Origin of the sequence: Streptomyces sp. NPDC058964 (assembly GCF_042741275.1) — a bacterium.
Lineage (GTDB): Bacteria > Actinomycetota > Actinomycetes > Streptomycetales > Streptomycetaceae > Streptomyces.
In genome coordinates this window covers 1-1438 of the sequence record NZ_JBHYKH010000962.1, presented here as the reverse complement: position 1 = coordinate 1438, position 1438 = coordinate 1, and the positions used below count along the sequence as shown (strand labels likewise).

At 73.5% G+C, this 1438-nt stretch carries 1 protein-coding gene; it reads right to left on the bottom strand.

Annotated elements, in window-relative coordinates; translation table 11 throughout:
- A partial coding sequence (locus tag ACFW2E_RS46845) for an amino acid adenylation domain-containing protein (protein ID WP_384478264.1) occupies positions 1–1438 on the bottom strand: 1438 nt, incomplete at both ends.

Here is a 1438-nt window from a genome sequence, read left to right as displayed (position 1 = left end):
AGACAGTCCGTCAGCAGTGCCTCCAGCTCGTTGCGCGCCGGAACCCGGGCCCGCGTCCCCTCGTCCCGGGGCCGGCTCATCGCCTCCCGCGCCCGCCGGTCCAGCTTGCCGTTGCCGGTCAGCGGCAGCGCCTCCAGCACGGCGACCCGGCCCGGCACCATGTACCGGGGGACCCGGCGCGCCACCTCGGCGAGCACGTCCCGCACGAACGCCTCCTCGTCGCGGCCGTCGCCCTCCCCGTCGCGTACGACGAACGCCACCAGTTGCCGTCCGGAGCCCGCGTCGGCCGCCACCACCACGGCCTTGCCGACCCCCGGGCAGTCCAGCAGCGCGGTCTCGATCTCGCCCAGCTCCACCCGGAACCCCTGGACCTTGACCTGGAAGTCGCTGCGGCCGAGGAACTCGATGTCCCCACCGGGGAGATAGCGGCCCAGATCCCCGGTGCGGTACAGCCGCTCCCCGGTGCGCGGATGGATCACGAACCGCTCCGCGGTGCGCTCCGGGTCGCCCCAGTAGCCGCGTGCCACGCCGGTGCCGCCGATGAAGATCTCGCCCGTGGCCCACACCGGGCAGGGCTCCAGGCCGACGTCGTACACCTGGAGGGTCTGGTTGGCCAGCGGCTTTCCGTACGGGATGCGCGTCCAGTCGGCCGGTACCTCGCCGATGGGGTAGTACACCGACCAGATGGCGGCCTCCGTGGCGCCGCCGAGGCTGATGACCTCGGCCTTGGGGTGCCGGGCGCGCACGGCGTCGGGCAGCTGCACCGGGATCCAGTCGCCGCTCAGCAGCACCAGCCGCACCCTGGTGCCGGACCGGTCGGCGGGGTCGCCGGCGGAGTCCACCCAGGCCTGCATCAGCGCGGGCACCGAGTTCCACACCGTCACACCGTGCCGTTCCACCAGCTCCGTCCAGTGCGCGGGCTCTGTCGCGCGGCCCGGCGACGGCAGGACGACGGTGCCGCCCGCGGCCAGCAGCCCGAAGATGTCGTACACCGACAGGTCGAAGCTCAGCGAGGAGATCGCCAGCACCCGGTCGCCCGGCCCCACCTGGAAGCGCTGGTTGACGTCCAGGACCGTGTTCACGGCCGACCGGTGGTCGATCGCCACGCCCTTGGGCCGCCCCGTGGAGCCCGACGTGTAGATGACGTACGCCAGATCGTCCGGCGACGGCCCGGACTCCAGCGGCTCCGCGCTCGCCTCCGTCACCTCCGGGTCCTCCAGGGTGACCACACGGACCCCGTCGAGCCCCTGAAACTCCTCGCGCAGCGCCGGCGACGTCACCACCAGGCGGGCACCGCTCTCGGCGAGCAGCTGCTCGCGCCGGGCGCGCGGCCACTGCGGTTCGATCGGCAGATAGGCGGCGCCCGCCTCCTGCACCCCGAGGACCGCGCAGACCTGCGCACACCCCTTGGGCAGGACGACCGCGATCAGACAGTCCC